We start from the raw sequence: 20,698 nt of genomic DNA on the forward strand, positions 1-20,698 counted from the left end.
CAGGCAGCGTCCGATTCGGCAACGGGCAGACAGGAGACGCGAGATGACAGTCCGCGAGACCGGCGCCGCCGCCCCCTCGGGAGGTGCACCCGCGCCCACGGCCCTGCGCACCGGATACCTGCACGACCCGCTCGGCATCGACACCGAACGCCCGGGCCTGTCCTGGCGGCCTGCCTCCAGACCCCAGAGCGACTACCAGATCCAGGTCGCCTCCACGCCCGATGCCCTCGCCGCCGACGCCCCCGACCTGTGGGACAGCGGCCGCACCCCGGGTGCGCGCCACACCTGTGTGACCTACGCGGGCAAGGCGCTCGGACCGTCACAGCGCGCCCACTGGCGGGTGCGCACCTGGGAGGAGGGCGGCAGCGAGCCCTCCGCGTGGAGTGAGACGGCGATCTGGGAGACGGGCCTGCTCGGCCGCGCAGACTGGGCGGGCGCACAGTGGATCACCGCCCCCGACTGGGCTCCGCCCGCCACCGAGGAGCACGACCCCGAGCGTCGACTCCCGCTCCTCGCCGTCGACTTCAGCCTCGACGGGCCGGTGCGCAGCGCCCGGCTCCACGCCTGCGCCCTGGGCCTGTATGTCGCCGGCGTCAACGGTGTCCCGACCAGCCGGGCCGAGCTCGAACCCGGATGCACCGCTTTCGACGAACGGCTTCTGTACGCCACGTACGACATCACCGGCCTGCTGCGGCCCGGCGCCAACACGGCAGGTTTCGTCCTGGCCGGCGGCATGGCCCACATACCCCGCGTCCAGGGCCGCTACCAGAAGCTGCGCGTCAGCTACGGACTGCCGAAACTGCTCGCGCTGCTGCGGATCGAACACAGCGACGGCACCGTACGCCACATCACCAGCGACGCCTCCTGGCGTACCGCGCCAGGGCCGATCACGCTCTCCGACTGGTTCGGCGGCGAGGACCACGACGCACGCGCCGCCCTGCCCGGCTGGGACACCCCGGACGCCGGGCGCGACCACTCCGGCGCACGAAGCGATGTCTGGCGCCCGGCCGTCCTCGCTCCCGCTCCCGCCGCCACCCTCAGCGCCCGTACGCATCCGCCGGTCGAGGTCGTCGAGGAACTCACGGCCGTGTCCGTCACGGAGCCCCAACCCGGCGTCCACGTCGTCGACTTCGGTGTCAACATCGCCGGCCGCCCCGAACTGCGTGTCACCGGCGACCCCGGTACCACCGTCGTGCTGCGCCCCGCCGAGCTCCTGCACGAGGACGGCACCGTCAACCAGCGCTTCACCGGCCGCCCCTGCTACGACGCCTACACCCTGGGCGGCGACGGCCCGCAGGTGTGGCATCCGCAGACCGTCTACCACGGATTCCGCTACGTACAGGTGGAAGGCCTGCCCCACCCGCCGACAGCGGACACGGTGCGCGCCCAGGTACTGCGCACGGCCAACGCGCCTGCGGGCGGCTTCCGTTGCTCCGACGAGCTTTTCAACGCGATCCACCGCATCACCGACCGCGCCGTGCAGTCCAACATGTACTCGCTGCTCACCGACTGCCCGCACCGCGAGAAGCTCGGCTGGCTCGAACAGGCCCACTTGGTCTTCCCGGCAGTCGCGAACAACTACGACGTCGCCGCGTACGCCCGCAAGCTCGTACGCGACATGGCCGACGCACAGACGGAAACGGGCTTGGTGCCGGACATCGCGCCCGAGTACAAGGTCTTCGAGGACAAGTTCCGCGACGACCCCAACTGGGGCGGCGCGATCGTCCTCGTCCCGTGGTGGCTGTACCGCACGTACGGCGACACCACCACGCTCAGCACGTACTACCCGCACATGTGCCGCTACCTGGACCACCTGGCCACGCGCGCCGACGGCGATCTGCTTTCTCACGGTCTGGGCGACTGGATGGCCTTCGACGACTCCACGCCCAAGGCCGTCACCGCCACCGTCGCCTATCACCGCCTCGCCGCCACCCTGGCGCGGATCGCCGCGCTGCTCGGCGAGGACGCGGACGCCGAGCGCCATGCGCGGCTTGCCGAGCGCATCAAGCACGCGTTCAACGACGCCTTCCTCGACCGGGACCGGCACACCTACGCGACGGGCAGCCAGGCCGCCAACGCCCTGGCCCTGGAGGCCGGCTTGGTGCCGCCCGAAGAGTGCGCCGCCGTCCTCGAACAGCTCATTTCAGGCGTACGCGACGCGGGGAACCACGTGACCGTCGGCGAGATCGCGCTGCCGTCCCTGCTGCGTGCGCTGTCCGCGTACGGCCGTGACGACGTGGTCCACGACCTCGTGAGCCGCACCGACAGCCCGAGTTACGGCTATCAGATCGCCCATGGCGCGACCGCGCTCACCGAGCGCTGGGACGGGCCGACGCGCGGCTCGTCCCAGAACCACTTCATGCTCGGCGCCGTCGAGGAGTGGTTCTACGCCCGCCTCGCCGGCATCGGCCAGGCCGATGACTCGGTCGCCTTCGCGCGCATCGTCGTACGTCCCGTCCCAGTAGGAGACCTCACCCATGCCGACGCCTGGTACGACACCCCGCGCGGCCGGGTCCGCAGCACCTGGCGGCGAACGGACGGCGGCTTCGTCCTCGACGTCACCGTGCCGCCCGGCGCGCCGGCCCTTGTCGAGCTGCCGCTGGAGGAGGGCTGGAAGCCCGGGCCCGCACCGGAGGGCGCCCGTGCGCTCGGTGTCGCAGGGGACCGGGCCCGGTACGAAGCCGGGCCCGGCACCTGGAGGTTCACGGCCGGGGCGTAACAGCTCAAGGCCGAGGCGTAACAGCTCACGTCCGGGGAGGAAGGGCTCACGGCCCGGCTGTGACCGCTCACGGGTGAGGCGTGACCGGGAAGTACACGGCGTACGCCTCGTCCTCCACCTCGTGCAACGGCACAAAACGCAGCCCGCTGCCTTGACCGCGCGCCCGCCACGATCCGCGCCAGGCGAACGGATCGCGCTCCTCGTCCGCGTAAAGGAGCGTCTCGGGCCGCTCGACGTCCCCGGTCAACTGCCGCTCCTCGTCGCACAGTCCGGCGAGCACCACCGGGCCGTCGCGGAACGCCACGGCCTCCGGGCGGTCCGGCAGCGGTACGGCGCGCAGGCCCCGAGGCAGTTCGAGGCGTACGCGATCCTCGTGCCACTCCCGGTCCAGGCGCACGAACCCGTCGGCCGAAGTGGCGGACTGCGCCTGCCCGTTGACCGTCAGACTCACCGGGCCCGCGACCCACTCCGGTATGCGCAGACCAAGCGTGAACCGGACCGGACGCCGCGCCCGCACCGTCAGCTCGACGACCGAGCGCCCCGGCCGCTCGACCGCACCCCGCTCCCCGTGCGCGGCGATATGCGTGCCCACCTCCGGGTCGGGCCGCTGCGTGAGCTCCAGGTCATCCATGTCGCTGACGTCCCACCGCAGCGTCGACGGAATGTACTGGCACACCGCCACCCCGTCGTCAGCCGCGTAGTAGACGTGGGCGTTGTGCAGGGTGTGCGCCTGGACCATCGTGCCGTGGCAGCACCAGAAGCTCTTCGTGGGTGTGCCCCACTTCTTGTGCGCGCCGGGCCGCAGTGGCAGATAGTAGGCGGGCATCCCGGTGCGCGGGTGTTGCTGCGCCAACAGGCCGTTGTACAGGTTGAGTTCCATGTAGTCGGCGTACTGCGCCTCGCCGGTCCAGCGCAGCAGTACATGGGCCAGGCGCATCATGTTGTGCACGACGCAGTGCTCCTGCGTGTGGAGGCCGAGCCTTGCCGCGAACGCATGCGGTGGAGTCCACACCTCGTTGCTTGTCTGCCCGCCCGTGGCGAATTGCCCGCGGTCGGTCACCGCGCACCGCCAGTACGCCGCGGCCACTTCGCGCCACCGCTTCTCCCCGGTCACCTCATAAGCCCGGGCCGCGCCGAGCGCCTCGGGCACCGTGGTGTTGGCGTGCCGGTTGGTGAGCGGATCGTCCCCGGCGAGCAGCGCGTCGAAGAGACGCGGCCGGTCGTAGCGGTGCAGCAGCTCCAGGTGGGCCGCCTCGCCCGTGATGCCGTACAGGTCGGCCCACACCTCGAGCATGCCGCCCGTCTCGTGGTCGAGGATGTCGTCGAATTCGGTGCGCGTGAAGCGTCCCGTCCAGCGGTGGAACCAGTGCGCCGCGTTCGCCACGGTCTCCAGGGCCGTCGCGCTGCCGAGATGGCGATACGCGTCGAGCAACCCCATCAGCGTCTTGTGCACGGTGTAGTGCGGAGCCCACACCGGCTTCCCGGCGGCGATGCGGTGCAGATACTTCTCCGGGATCGAGAACACCCACTCGCCGCCGTTCTCGCGCTGCAGACCGGCCAGCCGCTCCACGATCCCCTCGGCCTTCGCCCGCAGCTCCGCATCCCCGGTCTGGGCAACGAGCCGGGCCGCGGCGGACAGCCAGTGGCCCAGGAAATGACCGCGAAGCTGCGAGTCGAGCGCCTCCCAACCGCCGTGCCGGGCCCCGGAGTCGGGCGGCGCACCAGGCGCGAAGACACCCGCCTCGTACACGTAACTCCTCAGCAGCTGCCCGGAGTCGAGGCTCATCAGATAGCCGCGCACCAGGCCGAGCCGGCGCTGGAAGGGGTTGGGCAGCTCGGTGTAGTCGATCCGGCCGAGACCGGACAGCAGACGGACACGATCGGCGGGGAACTCCCTCAAAGGTGGCATGCCACCAGAGAGCCCGCCCGTGCCACCGCTCGTCAACCCCGCCTCCACCACCACCCGAGGGAGACCGGCTGATGCTGCCGTACTACGAAGACCTCGCCCCCGGCACAGGCCGCCGTGCACCCAGAGCGGCCTTCACCTCGGACGTCAACCGACTGGACCTCAGCGGCACTTGGCGTTTCCGGCTCTCACCGGGACCCGACAGCGCGCCCCTGGATTTCCTCGGCGCCGAGCCGCCAGGCGCCGACTTCACAACGCTGCCGGTGCCTTCGCACTGGGTTCTGCAAGGCCATGGCATACCGCGCTACACCAACACCGCGTACCCCTTCCCGATCGACCCTCCGCATGTCCCGGCCGAGAACCCCACCGGCGACCACCGCCTCGACTTCGACCTGCCCGTCGGCTGGCACCGCCCTGGCACCGTCCTTCGCTTCGAGGGCGTCGACTCCTGCTTCCGCGTCTGGCTCAACGGACAGGAGCTCGGCACCTCCAAGGGCAGTCGCCTGCCCACCGAGTTCGACGTGGATCACGCCCTGCGCGAGGGCACCAACGTCCTTGCCGTACGCGTGCACCGCTGGTCATCCGGCAGCTATCTGGAGGACCAGGACATGTGGTGGCTGCCCGGCATCTTCCGCGAAGTGACCCTCGTCGAACGCCCCGCACAAGCCGTCGACGACCTGTTCGTGCACGCGTCCTACGACCACACCACCGGCCACGGCACCCTGCGCGTCGACACCGACGCCCCCGCCCACCTCACGGTTCCCGAACTGGGCGTGGACGCGCCCACCGGCCAGGACCTCGCCGTCGGACCGGTCGACCCGTGGACGGCCGAGACACCACGTCTCTACGACGCCCAGCTGACCACCGCCGGCGAACGCATCGACCTGCGCATCGGCTTCCGTACCGTCGCCCTGGTCGACGGACTGCTCACCGTCAACGGCGTACCCCTGCTCCTGCGCGGGGTGAACCGCCACGAGCACCACCCCGACCACGGACGCGCCCTCGACCTCGCAACCATGCGCGCGGACCTGCTCCTGATGAAGCAGCACAACATCAACGCCGTACGCACCGCCCACTACCCGCCCCACCCGGCCTTCCTCGACCTGTGCGACGAACTCGGCCTGTGGGTGATGGACGAGTGCGACATCGAGACCCATGGCTTCATCCACGCCGACTGGCGCGGCAACCCTCTCGACGACCCGGACTGGCAGCCGATGCTGCTCGACCGTATGCGCCGCATGGTCGAGCGGGACAAGAACCACCCGAGCGTGATCATCTGGTCTCTCGGCAACGAGAGCGACCACGGCCGCGGCCTCACCGCCCTCGCCGACTACGTCCGCACCCGTGACCCCGCCCGCCCTGTGCACTACGAACGCGACCGCACCTACCGGCACTCCGACTTCTACAGCCTGATGTACGCCCCCGTCCCCGAGGTCGACCGCATCGGGCAACGCATCGAGGACACCCCGCCCGAGACCGCCGACGACCCCGCCCTGGAGGAGCGGCGGCGCGCCCTGCCCTTCCTGCTCTGCGAGTACGCCCACGCCATGGGCAACGGCCCCGGCTCGCTCGCCGCGTACCAGGAGGTCTTCGAGCGCCACCCGCGCTGCCAGGGCGGCTTCGTCTGGGAGTGGATCGATCACGGTCTGCGCCGCCGCACCGAGGACGGCCGCGAGTACTTCGCGTACGGAGGCGACTTCGGCGACAGCCCCAATGGCGGGACCTTCTGCGTGGACGGCCTGGTGTTCCCTGACCGCACGCCGTCGCCGGGACTCACCGAACTCAAGCAGGTGTACGCGACCGTGGCGATCGACGGCGATCCTGGCGAGGGCCGGCTGCGCATCACCAACCGGCAGGCCTTCGCCGACCTGTCACATCTGCGGTTCACCTGGACCCTGGAGGACGAGGGAGTGCCGGTCGCGGACGGCGAACTGAAGGTGCCGCACGTCCCGGCCAGGACGTCAGCCGATGCCACTCTCGGCGCGCTTCCCGTGCCGGCCGACCCGGTGGGTGAGCTGTGGCTGACCGTTCGGGCGAGGCTCGCCGAGGACCGGGCATGGGCGGACTCGGGGCATGAGGTGGCCTGGGCACAGTTCCCGGTCGGCCGGGCTCCTCAACCCCCCGAATCCGTAAGGGCGTTGAGTGCCCGGACGATCTTCCACCCCCGCACCGGCATGCCTACCGCCCTCGGCCCACTCCTGCTCGACGGCATCCGCCTGGACCTCTGGCGCGCACCCACCGACAACGACCGCGGCATGGGACCCAACTCGGTGGCCAAGGACTGGCGTCGGGCCGGTCTCGACCGCATGCGGACCCGCACGGTCTCCGTTCAGCACGCCGAGGGTCGCACCGTCATCGAGACCAGGACAGCCGCGGACGGCACGGCCCGTGCCCTGCGCGCCCGGTGGACCTGGACCGACACGGGGAATGAGCTGCGGCTCGCCCTGCACGTCACCCCCGAAGGCCCGTGGGACGGACTGTGGCTGCCACGGCTCGGCATCCGGCTGGAGCTTCCCCCTGCGTACGACCAGGTCCGCTGGTTCGGGAAAGGCCCGGGCGAGGCCTACCCCGACAGTGAACAGGCCGCGCGCGTAGGTCTGTTCACCGCCCGCGTGGCCGAGCTGCAGACCCCGTACGTCCATCCCCAGGAGAACGGCCACCGCGCCCAGGTTCGCTGGGCCGAGCTCACCGACCCGCACACCGGCGAAGGGCTGCACGTGACGGGCGCACCTCACTTCGGTCTCACCGTCCGCCGCTGGACCAGCGAGGACCTGGACGCCGCCCGGCACACCGTCGACCTGGTGGAACGCGACCGCCTGTACGTCCACCTGGATCTCGCCCAGCACGGCCTCGGCAGTGCGTCCTGCGGACCGGGTCCTCTGCCCGAGCACCAACTCGCCATCACCGAGACCGACTTCGCGCTCACCTTCCGCGCGCTGCCGCAAGGAGAATCCTCATGACCGCACCCGCCCCGGCCCTGTCGCCCGCTTCGGTACTGCCCACCGACGCACCGGCCGCCGCACTCGTCGCCCGGGTGTACGACCCCGAGTGGAACGGACCCTGCGTGGCCGCCGTGCGCGGCGACGTCCTCGTCGACCTCAGCGAGCACGCGCCCACCGTCTCGTGCCTCCTCGAACGCGAGGACGCGGCCGCCGTGGTGCGCTCGGCGCCGGGCGGACGCGCATGGCCCCTCGACGTACTGCTGCACGGTACGACGCACCGGGACCCGGACGCGCCCCGACTGCTCGCACCGCTCGACCTCCAGGTCATCAAGGCGGCGGGCGTCACGTTCGCCCGCAGCCTTCTCGAGCGGGTCATCGAAGAGCGCTCCGAGGGCGACGCGGCCCGCGCCGGACGCGTACGCGAACACATACGGCAGACGGTCGGCGCCGCCATCGACCGGATCGTGCCCGGCTCGGCGCAGGCCGCTAAAGCCAAGGAGGTCCTGGTCGCCGAGGGTCTGTGGTCGCAGTACCTGGAAGTCGGCATCGGGCCCGATCCGGAGATCTTCACCAAGGCGCCCGTGCTCTCCGCCGTCGGCACCGGCGACGCGATCGGCGTGCTCGCCGAATCACAGTGGAACAACCCCGAGCCGGAGGCCGTACTCGTCGTCGACAGCCGCGGCACGGTACGCGGCGCGACGCTCGGCAACGACGTCAACCTCCGCGACGTGGAAGGCCGCAGCGCACTGCTGCTGCCGCGCGCGAAGGACAACAACGCCTCCTGCGCGGTCGGACCGTTCATCCGGCTCCTCGACGACGGCTTCACCCTCGACGACGTACGGCAGCTGGAGATCGCCCTACGCGTGGAGGGCGCCGACGGCTTCGTGCTGCGCGGCAGCAGCTCGATGCGCGAGATCAGCCGTGATGTGCTCGACCTGGTGGCCGCGGCCCACGGACCGCACCACCAACACCCGGACGGCTTCGTGCTGTTCACCGGGACGCTGTTCGCACCGACCGAGGACCGCGACGCCCCCGGCGTGGGCTTCACCCACCACCGGGGGGACCTCGTGACCATCAGCAGCCCGCGCCTTGGCGCACTCGTCAACCAGGTGACCACGAGCCAGGACGCCCCGCCGTGGCAGACGGGCATCGGCGCCCTGATGCGCAACCTCGCGTCGAGGGGGCTGCTCTGAGACCGGTCTCAGCCGACCGGTGCGTCCGTCGTGAACCGATGCGTACCGCTGCCCACTTGGGCCGGGCTGCCACCGCCCGGCAGATCGATCAGCGCGGTGGTGCCCGGCGGCACCACCGCCGTCACGGTCAGCCGGCCCCGCTCGATCTCCCAGGAGCTCTCCGCCAGACCGTACGGCGTCAGATGCCGGGCCCGGGCCTGCGTGAGACCGCCGCCCGGGCGGGGTGCGATCCGGATCCGGCGGTAGCCCGGCGCCGCAGGGGAGAGCCCGCCCACCGTGCGGTGCAGCCAGTCCGCGACGGCGCCCAGGGCGTAGTGGTTGAACGAGGTCATCTCGCCCGGATTGACCGAACCGTCGGGCAGCAGACTGTCCCAGCGCTCCCACACCGTGGTCGCGCCCTGCGTGACCGGATACAGCCACGAGGGACACTCGCGCTGCATCAGCAGCCGGTACGCCGTGTCCAGCTCACCGCCGTCCGCCAGGGCGTCGCACACCGCGGGCGTGCCCGCGAACCCGGTGGCGATCCGGTGCCCGGCCTTCCGCACCAGATGCGCGAGACGGGCTGCGGCGCCACGGACCCGGGCCCTCGGCAGCAGGCCGAAGGTGAGCGCGAGCGCATACGCGGTCTGGGTGTCGCAGGTCAGCCTCCCGCCGGAGGCCAGATAACGCTCGGTGAAGGCCGTACGGGTGGCGGCCGCGAGGTCCGCGTACCGGCGTGCGTCGGCGGCCTCGCCGATCACCCGCGCCGTATCCGCCATCCGCCTTGCGGACTGGGCGAAATACGCCGAGGCGACAAGATGCGGATCGGTCAGCGCACGCCCGGGGTCCTCGGGCGGCGCGGCCGGGTCGAGCCAGTCGCCGAGCTGCCGGCCCTCGCTCCACAGCCCCTTGGCGTCCAGGCGCGAGGCGACGAGCTCCACCCAGGCCCGGGCACTCGGGTACTGGGCCCGCAGCACACCGGCGTCACCGAACCGCTCGTACAACGTCCACGGCGCGAGCACCGCCACATCCCCCCACACCGCCGCGGGCCACGACGGCGCCCAGTCCGGCTTCCACGCCTCCGCCTCCAGGGTCGGCACGAAGAACGGCACGGTGCCGTCCGCGTACTGCTCCGCCGACAGATCAGCCAGCCAGGAGGTGAGCATGCCGGAGCAGTCGTAGAGGAAGGACGCGGTGGGCGCGAAGACCTGAAGGTCGCCGGTCCAGCCCAGGCGTTCGTCGCGCTGCGGGCAGTCCGTGGGTACGTCGAGGAAGTTGCCGCGCATCGACCACACCACGTTCTCGTGCAGCCGGTTCAGGAGCGGATCGGAGCACTCGAACCAGCCGGTGCGCCGCATGTCCGTGTGCAGCACCTGAGCAGTGACGTCTCCGGGCGCGAGCGTGCCGGGCCAGCCGGTGACCTCGGCGTACCGGAAACCGTGGAAGGTGAACCGCGGCTCCCACGACCCGCCGGTGCCATCGAGGGTGCAGCGGTCGGTGGCCGCGGCGTCGCGCAGCGGGCGCGTGCACAACTCGCCGTCCTGGAGCACCTCCGCGTGGCGCAGCGTGATCGTGGTGTCGGCCGGTCCACGGGGCGGCCGGATACGCAGGCGGCCGACGAGGTTCTGGCCGAAGTCGAGGATCGTCCGACCGCTCGGCGAGGTGAGGACCCGTACGGGTGCGATTTCCTCTGTGCGGCGCATCGGCGGGCCGGTAGGCGCGACGAGCGTGCCACGGTCACGGGCGACGGCCCGCACGGGATGCCAGTCCGAGGCGTCGAACCCGGCCCGGGAGAAGCCGGGTCGAGCCAGCCGTGCGTCGTACTCCTCGCCGTCGTAGATGCCCGCAGCGAGCAACGGGCCATGTGCCGCTTGCCAGTCGGGCCCGGTGCCGAAGACCATCAGGCTGCCGTCCGCGCACCGCACTTCGAGCTGGGCAAGCAGGGCGAGTTCGGCTCCGTAGTACGCGCGCACCCCGCCCTGGAATCCGATACGGCCCCGGAACCAGCCGTCCGAGAGCCACGCGCCGACCGCGTTGGGCCCGCTGTGCAGCAGTTCGGTCACGTCGTACGTCGCGTAGCGCAGCCGGTGGTGGTAGCTCGTCCATCCCGGGGCGAGCACCTGGTCGCCGACCTGAGCACCGTTGAGCTCCAGCGTGTACAGGCCGTGCGCGGTGGCGTACAGACGAGCCGAGACGGGGGCGGAGGGGAGCTCGAACTCGCCGCGCAGCAGCACCGGCCGCTCGCTCGCGGGGGTCGCGTCCGGGATGTCCGGCGCGATCATCGCGGCCGTGACGTCCTCGGCGGGCCGCAGCAAACCCGCCTCGACGGTGAGCGAGGAGCTCCACTCGGACACGGACCCGTCCTCACCCCACACCCGCACCCGTATCCCGCGGCGCTCCCGCGAGACGAGCGGAGCGGCCCGCTCGGGCCACGGCACGAGCACACTCTCACCGCTCTCGACGCGGCCGGTGCCCGTCAACCTCCCTTCCGCATCCCGCAGTTCCATCTCGTATGCGGCCTGACGCCACTCGGGCCGGTCGGTCTCGACCGTCCAGGACAGCCGGGGGCGGGGCTCGCCGATGCCCAGGGGCTCGCGGTGGTGCTCGGCGGTGACGGTCATGACACGGGGGAGTCCGACAGACACGGGGACCACTCCTCACTCGTTCACCAGACGCTCCGCGGTGAACCGGTCGGTGATCAGGACATTGGCGAGACCGCCGCGCAGCGCACCGCGCACGGCCTCGGTCTTGCGCCGCCCGCCGGCGACGGCCACACAGCGGGGGATCGCGGGCAGCAGATCACGGCCGATGCCGATGACCCGCTCGGCGGTGCCGACATCGACGGGCGCACCGTCGGCGTCGTAGAAGTTGAGACACACGTCGCCGACCGCACCGGCGGCCCGCAGCCGGTCGAGCTCAGCGGGCGAGAAGACATTGCCGCTGCGGGCGAGCGTCCGCGACGGTTCGAGCGAGCCGACGCCGACAAGCGCGACCGTGATGTCCGGGAACAGGGCGATCCCGGCGGCGACGAACGGGTCCTCGCGCAGCACCTTCGCACTGGCCGCCGACCCGGCCACACCCGGCGACGGCAGATGCACCGGCTTGCCGTGCAGCACCCTCGCCATACGGTCGGTGAGGCGGGTGGCGTGCTCGGCGGCGGCCGGATCGCCCACCCCGCCGAGGACTTGGAGCACGCGCACATCACTCAGACCCGGCACGGGCTGCAGATGATCCACGACCGCGAGCAGCGAAGCGCTCCACGACGAGATACCGATGACATCGCCGGTACGGAGCGTCGCCTCCAGGTAGTACGCGGCGGCCGCGCCGAGCTCCGGCAGGATCAGGTGCTCCGCGTCCTCGGCGACATCCGCGACCAGCGCCAGCCGCAGGCCGTAACGCTCCTGCAGCGCGCCCTCGAGCTCAGGGTGGGTACCGGCCGGGGCGGACACCGTGATCCGGACGATGCCCTGCTGCTCCGCCTTGCGCAGCAACCGGGACACCCGGGCCTGGGACAGTCCGAGACGCTGTGCGATCTGCGGCTGGCGCACACCTTCGGTGTGATACATCCGCGCCACACGCGTCATCAGACGTATCTCTTCGCCGGCTGCCATCCCTGCCTCCGATGCGGAAATCCGTGCTGCTCGCGATGCAGAAATCCCTTGTCAGGCAAGGGAGTTGAGCTTCTTGACGGTGATTCTGAGCGAAGGCTAGCTTATGGCGAATCAACATTCACTACTGAATGGATATTCAGATGGCAATGTTGAAGCCGGTGCCGCACAGCACCCTGAGGCTGCGCACTCTGCGTCGCTCGTTGACCGAGGCCCCTGCGGCGGAGCGAGCCGCGCGTCTGGCCACCGCGGCCGCCGCGATCCGCCGCCGCAACTTGGACATGATCCGGCACGCCGGCATGGGACACGTGGGCGGCGACTTCTCGGCCGCCGACATCCTCACCGTCCTCCACCTGCTCGTACTCGACTGCGACCCCGAGCGGCCGGGCGCCCCCGAACGCGACCGCTTCATCCAGAGCAAGGGCCACAGCTCCGGAGCGCTCTACGCCACGCTGTCGTACGCCGGGTTCTTCGACGACGCCGCACTCGACACCTACATGGATCCGCTCTCACCGCTCGGCGGTCACCCCGACAGTCGCAAGGTTCCCGGGGTGGAGGCCAGCACCGGAGCACTCGGACACGGCCTGGCGCTCGGCGTCGGCGCCGCGCTCGCCGCCCGACTGGACGGATCTCCCCGCCGGGTCTTCGTCCTCACCGGCGACGGTGAACTGCAGGAGGGCAGCAACTGGGAGGCGGCCCTCGCCGCCGCCCAGCACGGCCTTGACAATCTCACGGTGATCGTCGACCGCAACGGTCTGCAGCAGGGCGCCCGTACAGAGGACACCTCCGCGCTCGAACCGCTGACCGCCAAGTGGGAGGCGTTCGGCTTCGCCACCTCGACCGTCGACGGCCACGACCACGAAGCGCTGTACCAATCCCTGAGCGCACCGGCGCCATCCGGCCGACCCCGCTGCCTGATTGCCCGCACACAGAAGGGGCACGGGGTGTCCTTCATGGCCGACCGGGTCGAGTGGCACCACAAGGTGCCCACCCCTGACGAAGCCGCGCGCGCCGCCAAGGAGCTGATGCCGTGACCGCCGCCCCCGCCGTGCCGACCACCCGCGAACTGCACGACTGCCGCAAGGCGTTCGCGGCCACGCTCCTCGAACTCGCCGAGCAGGACGACCGTGTCGTGGCCGTCTGCAACGACTCCGTGGGCTCCAGCAACCTCGGCGAGTTCGCGGTCCGCCACCCCGACCGGCTCGTCAACGTCGGCATCGCCGAGCAGGCCATGGTCGGTGTCGGCGCCGGTCTGGCCGGCGGCGGCCGGATCCCGTTCGTGTGCGCCGCCGCCCCCTTCCTCACCGGCCGCGCCCTGGAGCAGATCAAGGCGGACGTCGCCTACTCACGCGCCAACGTCAAGCTCTGCGGCATGAGTCCGGGTCTCGCGTACGGCCCGCTCGGACCCACTCACCACAGCATCGAGGACCTGGCCTGGCTGCGCGCCCTGGCCGAGGTGACCGTCGTGGTGCCGGCCGACCCCGCCGAGACCGCCGAAGCCGTGCGCTGGGCCCACGCGCACCAAGGGCCGGTGTTCCTGCGCATCGGCCGCACCCCCGTACCCGTACTGGACCCGCAGGTGCCCTTCAACCCCGGCCGCGCGGCCACGCTCCGTACCGGCGAGGACATCACGCTGATCGGCACCGGCACCACCGTCGCCCTCACCCTGCAAGCCGCCGACGCTCTAGCGGCACGCGGCATCCGGGCACGCGTGCTGAACATGTCCACCATCAGCCCGCTCGACGAACAGGCCGTACGCGACGCCGCCGCGCAGACGCACGGCATCGTCACCGTCGAGGAGCACACCGTACGCGGAGGGCTCGGCGGTGCGGTCGCGGAGGCCGTGGTCACGAACACCCCCGTTCCCATGCGGCTGTTGGGTGTGCCGGGAGTGTTCGCGCCCACCGGCAGTACGCAGTTCCTCTTCGAGCACTTCGGGCTGACCGCTGATGCGGTGGAGCGTGCCGCACTGGAGATCTTGGGGCGTACGAGGTGAAGCCACTCGACAGCAAAGGGCTCGCGACGAAAACCCCCGTCATCCTCGCCCTCGACCAAGGCACATCCAGCACCAAGGCACTGCTCGTGGACGCCGAAGGCACCGTCCTCGGCGGCGCGGCACGCCCGGTGGCGACCCTCTATCCCGGCCCGGGCCGGGTCGAGCAGGACCCCGAGGAGATCTGGGGGAGTGTGGTGGGCGCGGCGGACGAGGCCCTCGCGCTGCTCGCCGACCGGGGCGGCGGCGAGGTGGCGGCCGTGGCCCTGAGCACCCAGCGCGAGTCCGTCCTCGCCTGGAACGCCCACAGCGGCAAACCACTCACCCCCCTTGTGAGCTGGCAGGACCGCCGAGGCGCGGCGCTCTGTGCCCAACTCGCCGCCGACGGCGCGGACAAGGAGATCACTGCCCGCACCGGACTGCCCGTCGACCCGATGTTCTCCGCCACGAAGGCCGCCGCGCTGCTCGACGAGATCGACCCGCGCCGGGTCGACAGCAGGGCGGGACGCCTGCGCGTCGGCACGGTCGACGCCTGGCTGGTGCAGCGCATCACCGGGCGCCACCTGACGGAGATCGGCAACGCCTCCCGTACGCAACTCCTCGATGTGTCCACCGGCTGCTACAGCCCTTTCCTGCTCGACCTGTTCGGCGTCCCGCGGGCCGCCCTCGCCGAACCCGTGGGCTCCAGCGGTCCGCACGGTGACGACGGGCTGTTCGGGGAGGCCGGGGGACTGCCGGGGATACGACGGGGCGTACCGCTCGCCGCGGTGATCGCCGACTCGCACGCCGCGCTGTTCGCGCACGGCGCGGGCCTGCCCGGCGTGGTGAAGGCGACGTACGGAAGCGGCTCGTCCCTGATGGCCCTGGCACCGGACACCTCCCTGGACGCCCCGCCTCCCGAAGGCCTGGCCCGTACGATCGCCTGGCAACTGCCGTGCTCCCAGCCCGCGTTGGCGCTGGAGGCCAATATCGCCGCCACCGGCACCGCCGTGCGCTGGGCGGCCGACCTGCTCGGCACCGACGAACGAGGCATTGCCGCCCTGGCCGAAGAGGCGGGCGAGACCGGCGCGACGCTCGTGCCCGCCTTCGAAGGACTCGGCGCACCGTACTGGGACCGCACGGCCCAGGCCGTCCTCACCGGCTTCACCCAGGCCACCACGCGCGCCGACCTCGCACGCGCCGCCCTGGACTCGGTGGCGCTCCAAGTAGCCGAGACACTCAGCCTGTTCGGGCCTGCGCTCGGACCCGTCCGGACCCTGCACGCCGACGGTGGCGCGAGCGCCAACACCGCCCTGATGCAGCTCCAGGCCGACCTGTGCGGACTGCCCGTACAGATCGGCGCGACACCGGAGAGCTCCGCGCTCGGCGCGGCCCGCCTGGCCGGACACGCCCTGGGGCTGTGGAGCCACGAGGACCTGCGCCGCCACGCCGAGCGCGACATCGCCGCCACCCTGCGGCCGGCACGCGACTCCGCCTGGCGTGCGGCCCGCCTGAACCGCTGGCGCTCGGCGGTACGCCGCTCCCGGCTGCCCCGCTGAACCCGCCCCAACCTGACGCCATGTACAGGCGCCCGGGCACGCACGGGCACCCGACCACTTACGACACGTACGGACACTCACGACACGCACGGACAAGGAGTCAGCCATGTCACGCCTCGTCTTCGGCACGGGCATCTGGGCCCTCGGCCGCATCGTCGACCGCTACGCCACCGACGGCTACGGCCCCGAACGCTCCACCGCCGCGATGCTCGAACTGGCCGCCGAGGTCGACGGCCTCGACCACCTCGACATCAACTACCCCTTCACCGAACCCGACCTGGCACCCAAGCAGCTCGCGTCCATGCTCGACGGGCTCGGCCTGCACGCCCGTGCCGTCACCCCGCACCTCTACACCCGCGAGTTCGTCCGTGGCGCCTTCACCAACCCCGACCCAGCGATACGCCGGGCCGCACGCGACCGCGTCCACGAAGCCGTCGAGGCGGCCGCCGAACTGGGCGCTGGATACGTGAAGTTCTGGCCCGGACAGGACGGCTTCGACATGCCGGGCCAGGCCCACTACCCGCGCCTGTGGGAGCTGACTGTCGACGGGATCCGTGACCTGGCGACCGCGCATCCCGAGACCCGGTTCGCCATCGAGTACAAGCCGAAGGAGCCGAGGGTGCAGATCACCCTCGGCAACGCCGCCAAGACCCTGCTCGCCATCCAGGAGACCGGCGTGGACAACGTCGGCATCGTCCTCGACTTCGGCCACTCGCTCATGGCGGGCGAGGCACCGGCCGAGGCACTGCAACTCGTCCACCGCCACGGCCGCCTGGAGTCGGCCGAGCTCAACGACAACTGGCGCGGCTGGGACGACGACCTGCCGGTGGCGTCCGTGCACCTCTTCGAGACGGTGGAGTTCCTGCTCGCGCTGCGCCGCATCGGCTGGGAGAAGCCCGTGCTCCTCGACCAGTTCCCGTTCCGCGAGGACCCCGTCGAGGCCCTCGCGCACAGCATCCGCACCATCCGCCGCCTTGACTCCGCCTGCGAGCGCATCGATCTGGAGGCGCTGCAGGACGCACAGGAGCGGCAGGACGCGATCGCCGCCCAGCAGATCCTGTGGGCGGCGATCTGAGTCGTGCGGGAATACGTGGACCTAGGAGCCGTACGAGCAGTACCAGCCCTAGGAGCCCTAGGAGCCCTGGGAGCCGTCCTCCCGGACACAAAGGACCCGTACATCCCATGCGTCGAGCCGCAGACCGATCCCGGCCCCGAGCCGCTCACCGGACAGCAGGTCGTCCATGGCTTCGGGCAGGGGCACGGTGACCGGGGTCCAGCTCCAGTTGTGCACGAACCACAGCCGTTCACCGGCGCCGTTGCGTGCCGACGTCACGGTCACCGAGTCCGGCAGCTCGGGCCACTGCCGCCGGACGCCGGCCCCGGTGAACTCGGCGAGCGCCCGTGCGAACGCCGAGTCCGGGAGCGTGCCGACGTACGTCACGCGGCCTGCACCGTGCCGCCGCGTCGTGGCCGCCGGCCACTGCCCGAAGTGCGGGTGCTCGTAATACGCGAGGGGCTGGGCGTCGTCGACGATCAGCCCGTCCGCCCAGGCGGTGGCCTGCGCACCGGCCGGCAGCCGCAGCCCGCCCGCCGCTCGTACCGGGAGCGGACCGGTGAGGTTGGAGTACTCGAGGTAGTGCACACCGGCGGCGGCCCGCAGCCGCCCCGGCGCCACCGTGGCGCGTGCCCGCGCCTCCTCGTCCGCGTACCCGGTGCGGAACGTGAGCACGAGATGCCCGCCTGCACGGGCATACCCGTCGAGCAGATCGAGCGTCGCGTCGTCCACGGCGTACAGCGCGGGCGCGACCAGCACGGGATGGCCGGACACCAACTGGTCCACGTCCCACGACAGTTGGACCGCACCCGCGATCCGCACCTGCAGGCCGGCGTCGAAGAACCCTTTGTAGAAGGCGCCGAAGATCCGCGGGTACGAGCGCGGATCACCGCTCCCCGATCCGGGGACGGCCAGCGGCGGCTGATGCTGGAAGGCCCAGTCGCTCTCCGGGGAGCGTACGAAGGTGACGTCCGCGTCCGGGCGCAGACCGCCGAGCGCCGCTCCGGCCCTGTCGAACTCGGTGGTGATCCGCCGCGCCTCGTCCACGATCCGTCCGGGCTGCAGCGCGTGTCCGAGCAGCCCGCCCCAGTACGTCTCGTGCCCGAAGTGCAGCGTGTGCCAGTGCCAGTACGCGACCTGCGTGGCGCCACGCGAGACCAACGCCCAAGCGGCCTGACGCAGTTGACCGGCGTACGGCGGATGGTTGGTGTGCGGGCCGCCGATCGTCGTGGCGTTGGTCTCCGTCACATGGAACGAGGCCTGCCGGGCGCCGCGGGCCCGGTCCGCCGCCTGATAGAGCTGCCACACACCCTGTCCGAACCACCCGCCGTCGTGCCGCCGCCCGTCGTCCGGCAGGGCGAGCTCGTCCTGCGTGGAGTAGTACACGTTGGCCGAGGCGACATCGAGGGCGCGGTTGACGTCCACATCGTCCACGGCGGGCCGGGTGCTGGCCACACAGGTCGTCACGTACTGGTCCGGGCGGGCGAGCTCGCGCACCAGGTCCGCCTGCCAGGCGATGAACTCTGTGGTCAGATCCGCCTGATAGCGGCGCCATGCCAGGTCGTACGACGGAGTGGTGTTGCCCTCCGGCGACCACAGCTCGTCCCAGGCGCCGATGCGATGGGACCAATAGGTCAGCCCCCAGCGCTCGTTGAGCACCTCGACACTGCCGTATCGCTTCTTCAGATACGCGACGAAGCCCTCGAACACCTCTCGGTTGTACAGCAGATGAAGCCCGGGCTCGTTGTCGACCTGGTATCCGGCCACCGCCGGGTGCTGGGCATAGCGCCCCACGATCCGCCGCACCACGCGCTCCGCGTACCGCCGGAACACCGCACTGGTGAAGTCCGCCTCCTGCCGACTGCCCCACGGCACCCGCCAGCCGCTCTTCAACTGTGCGGCGATCTGCGGGTGTTTGCGCTGCAGCCACGGTGGCACCGCGTACGTCGGCGTGCCCAGAAGCACGGCGATGTTGCGCTCGTGCGCGCCGTCGAGCACCGGCTCGAGCCAGTCCAGATCGAAGACACCGTCCTGCGGCTCCCAGGTCGACCAGACGGACTCGCCCACCCGTATCAGCGTCAGTCCGGTCTCGGCCATGAGATCCAGATCTGCGTCGAGCCGGTCGTGGGGCTGGTACTCGCGGTAGTAGGCGGCACCGAGACGGACAAGAGGTGAGGTCGGCATCGCTCGACGCTGACAGCCGCACTCCACATGGTCAATATCCCAGTAAATCCCCACGTACTTATCAAAATCGAAGGGAAGTCGCATGACCGAGCCCACCTGGTCCGCCCTGCGCCGCACCCGCCGCATCCCCGACTGGTTCCGGGACGCGAAACTCGGCATCTGGGCCCACTGGGGGCCGCAGTCGGTGGCGATGGCCGGAGACTGGTACGCACGCCACCTGTACGGCCCCTTCGACGGCACCGAGGGCTTCGAGACCAAACGCTCACGCCGGCAGACCGCGCTGCACCGCGAGCGCTACGGTCATCCCTCACGCTTCGGCCACAAGGACCTGTGCCGCCTGTGGCGGGCGGAGAAGTTCGACCCCGACGCACTGATGGAGCGCTTCGCGCGCACCGGCGCCCGCTATTTCGTCTCCATGGCCACCCACTGCGACAACTTCGATCTGTGGGACTCGCCCCGCCAGCTGTGGAACGCGGTGAACGTCGGCCCCCGCAGCGACATCGTCGAGCGCTGGGCGCACGCGGCCGAGGCGGCCGGACTTCGCTTCGGCGTGAGCATGCACGCAGGTTCCTGGACGTGGCGCTGGCTGGACGCCGCGTTCGCCGCCGACACCGAAGGACCGCTGGCGGGCGTGCCCTATGACGGCCATCTGACCGCCTCGGAGGGACGGGGCACCTGGTGGGAGGGGCTCGACCCGCGCGCCTTGTACGGCCCGCCGCGCCGCCCCGGCGACCCGCCGGCGGCCGCCTTCATCGACGACTTCTACGCCCGCCTGCGCGACGTCACCGAGCGCTACGCCCCCGACCTGGTCTATCTCGACGACGCCCGGCTGCCCTTCGACGAAGGCAGTGTCTGCCCGGCGGTCCCGCCGAGCCGGCGCGGTCTGGAGTTCCTCGCGGACTATTACGCGTCCCGCCCCGAGGGTGTCGTCAGCATCAAGACCATCCCGGACGAGGACCGCCAGGCGATCCTCCTCGACGTCGAACGCCAGCAACTGGGGGAGTGCGACCCGCACCCGTGGCAGTACGACACAAGCATCGGCGACTGGTTCTACAGCAGCGGCGAACGCTACAAGTCGGCCGACGACATCATCCATCTGTTCGTCGACACGGTCAGCAAGAACGGCTGCCTGCTCCTCAACGTCCCCCAACTGCCCGACGGCACCATCGACGACGAGACCTCCGAGGTACTCGACGCCCTCGCCGCCTGGACATCGACATGCGGCGAAGCCATCTTCGACACCCGCCCCTGGCACATGTACGGCGAAGGCCCCACCCGCGTGGAGGGCACCAAGTCCCGCGAGAAGACCCTCACCTACACCCCTCAGGACATCCGCTACACCCAACGCGACGGCACGCTCTACGCTCACCTCATGTCCTGGCCCCCGAACGGCACGGCAACCTTGACGGCCCTGGGCACAGCCGCCGGCCGACTCCCGCGCCACCCCTCCGCCGTCCAACTCCTCGGCGGTCAGGGCTCATTGCCCTTCGAGCAACACGAGGACGCCCTCAGCGTCCGGCTGCCGGCAACACCTCCCACTGAGTACGTGCAGGTGCTGCGGATCGACTGAGCCAGGACGCGC

At 71.1% G+C, this 20,698-nt stretch carries 12 protein-coding genes; 8 read left to right on the top strand and 4 right to left on the bottom strand.

Annotation, left to right across the window (positions count from 1 at the left end; all coding sequences use genetic code 11):
* Positions 1-43: 43 nt before the first annotated feature.
* Positions 44-2,719, top strand: a complete 2,676-nt coding sequence (locus ACYVO6_RS13705) for an alpha-L-rhamnosidase (protein ID WP_461060818.1) — start codon at positions 44-46, stop codon at positions 2,717-2,719.
* A gap of 67 nt (positions 2,720-2,786) precedes the next feature.
* Here the strand turns inward: ACYVO6_RS13705 and ACYVO6_RS13710 are convergent, their stop codons facing one another.
* Positions 2,787-4,628 (bottom strand): beta-L-arabinofuranosidase domain-containing protein, encoded by a 1,842-nt coding sequence (locus ACYVO6_RS13710; RefSeq protein WP_461060820.1) that lies wholly within the window; start codon positions 4,626-4,628, stop codon positions 2,787-2,789.
* A 71-nt stretch (positions 4,629-4,699) separates the two neighbouring features.
* On the opposite strand from ACYVO6_RS13710, the gene ACYVO6_RS13715 reads away from it, so the two are divergent.
* The gene (locus ACYVO6_RS13715; RefSeq protein ID WP_461060822.1) at positions 4,700-7,585 is read left to right on the top strand and encodes a glycoside hydrolase family 2 TIM barrel-domain containing protein; all 2,886 of its coding nucleotides are present in this window, start codon (positions 4,700-4,702) and stop codon (positions 7,583-7,585) included.
* The gene (locus ACYVO6_RS13720; RefSeq protein WP_461060824.1) at positions 7,582-8,760 is read left to right on the top strand and encodes a fumarylacetoacetate hydrolase family protein; all 1,179 of its coding nucleotides are present in this window, start codon (positions 7,582-7,584) and stop codon (positions 8,758-8,760) included. Before ACYVO6_RS13715 ends, ACYVO6_RS13720 begins: the two co-directional genes overlap by 4 nt.
* An 8-nt stretch (positions 8,761-8,768) precedes the next feature.
* Here the strand turns inward: ACYVO6_RS13720 and ACYVO6_RS13725 are convergent, their stop codons facing one another.
* The gene (locus tag ACYVO6_RS13725; protein WP_461060826.1) at positions 8,769-11,384 is read right to left on the bottom strand and encodes a glycoside hydrolase family 78 protein; all 2,616 of its coding nucleotides are present in this window, start codon (positions 11,382-11,384) and stop codon (positions 8,769-8,771) included.
* Positions 11,385-11,396: 12 nt separating this feature from the next.
* Positions 11,397-12,350 carry a sugar-binding transcriptional regulator gene (locus tag ACYVO6_RS13730; protein ID WP_461060828.1) on the bottom strand — a complete coding sequence of 318 codons (954 nt, stop codon included), beginning with the start codon at positions 12,348-12,350 and terminating at the stop codon, positions 11,397-11,399.
* A 140-nt stretch (positions 12,351-12,490) separates the two neighbouring features.
* Between ACYVO6_RS13730 and ACYVO6_RS13735 the strand changes: the two genes are divergently transcribed.
* The 4 genes from ACYVO6_RS13735 (at position 12,491) to ACYVO6_RS13750 (ending at position 16,953) form a co-directional block, all read left to right on the top strand.
* Positions 12,491-13,381, top strand: a complete 891-nt coding sequence (locus ACYVO6_RS13735; protein WP_461060830.1) for a transketolase — start codon at positions 12,491-12,493, stop codon at positions 13,379-13,381.
* On the top strand, positions 13,378-14,343 hold the full coding sequence (locus ACYVO6_RS13740) for a transketolase family protein (RefSeq protein WP_461060832.1): 966 nt from the start codon (positions 13,378-13,380) through the stop codon (positions 14,341-14,343). The genes ACYVO6_RS13735 and ACYVO6_RS13740 overlap by 4 nt, the downstream gene beginning before the upstream one ends.
* Complete coding sequence (locus ACYVO6_RS13745; protein WP_461060834.1) at positions 14,340-15,878, top strand: FGGY family carbohydrate kinase; 1,539 nt, start codon at positions 14,340-14,342, stop codon at positions 15,876-15,878. The genes ACYVO6_RS13740 and ACYVO6_RS13745 overlap by 4 nt, the downstream gene beginning before the upstream one ends.
* Before the next feature lie 106 nt (positions 15,879-15,984).
* Positions 15,985-16,953 (top strand): sugar phosphate isomerase/epimerase family protein, encoded by a 969-nt coding sequence (locus ACYVO6_RS13750; RefSeq protein WP_461060836.1) that lies wholly within the window; start codon positions 15,985-15,987, stop codon positions 16,951-16,953.
* A 57-nt stretch (positions 16,954-17,010) separates the two neighbouring features.
* Here the strand turns inward: ACYVO6_RS13750 and ACYVO6_RS13755 are convergent, their stop codons facing one another.
* Positions 17,011-19,116, bottom strand: coding sequence for a beta-galactosidase (locus tag ACYVO6_RS13755; RefSeq protein ID WP_461060838.1), 2,106 nt, complete (start codon positions 19,114-19,116; stop codon positions 17,011-17,013).
* A gap of 82 nt (positions 19,117-19,198) precedes the next feature.
* On the opposite strand from ACYVO6_RS13755, the gene ACYVO6_RS13760 reads away from it, so the two are divergent.
* On the top strand, positions 19,199-20,686 hold the full coding sequence (locus ACYVO6_RS13760) for an alpha-L-fucosidase (RefSeq protein ID WP_461060840.1): 1,488 nt from the start codon (positions 19,199-19,201) through the stop codon (positions 20,684-20,686).
* Positions 20,687-20,698: the final 12 nt, after the last annotated feature.

It is taken from the genome of Streptomyces pseudoechinosporeus (genome assembly GCF_054783935.1).